Annotated in this window: 1 protein-coding gene; it reads left to right on the top strand. The window is 65.2% G+C overall.

All coding sequences use genetic code 11. The features are described from left to right. Window positions 1-252 precede the first annotated feature (252 nt). Window positions 253-411 carry a hypothetical protein gene (locus tag ABGB11_RS42495; protein WP_347641384.1) on the top strand — a complete coding sequence of 53 codons (159 nt, stop codon included), beginning with the start codon at window positions 253-255 and terminating at the stop codon, window positions 409-411. The last annotated feature ends 109 nt before the right edge of the window (window positions 412-520 follow it).

Raw genomic sequence — 520 nt, 5'->3', positions numbered from 1 at the left:
CACGAGAATCCCGAGGCGTAGTGGCCGGTCTTCGCGATCGATATGAGCCGGACCGTCTCCAGCCGAGCGAACAGCGCCCGTTCCCTAATCAGCTCCACAAGCTGGGCGTCCGCCGCCACGGGCGGACCGACCTGTTCTACCATGCCCATGAAAGTACTACTCAGTGGACATATTGTCCACACAGTAGGATCTTTAATTCCCACTGTCTAGACAGATCGTCCACCATATGAGAACGTAACGGGCGCAGGCTGGGTGACCCGTGGAAAGGAGGCGACACATGAACCAGGACCTGGCGGAACGTGTGGCCGTCGCTTCCACCAGCAGATCATCCAGGGCGTCGTGATCGTGCTGGCCGTCGCGGTCGACCGGCTGCGCGTGCGCGAGGCGCCCGCACCGGGGGCGGCCGCGTGACCCGTACGGACCGCGGGGCCCGGGCGACGGGCCACAGAACCGGAAGGACATCATGATGACCGACGAGAATCCGCCCGCCGGGGACGGCACCGTCCTCGTCGCCGGTGCC

Origin of the sequence: Actinomadura sp. B10D3 (assembly GCF_039871695.1) — a bacterium.
GTDB classification, from domain to species: domain Bacteria; phylum Actinomycetota; class Actinomycetes; order Streptosporangiales; family Streptosporangiaceae; genus Spirillospora; species Spirillospora madurae.
Note: the sequence above shows the minus strand (reverse complement) of the source record. Positions and strands in the feature narration are given on the sequence as shown.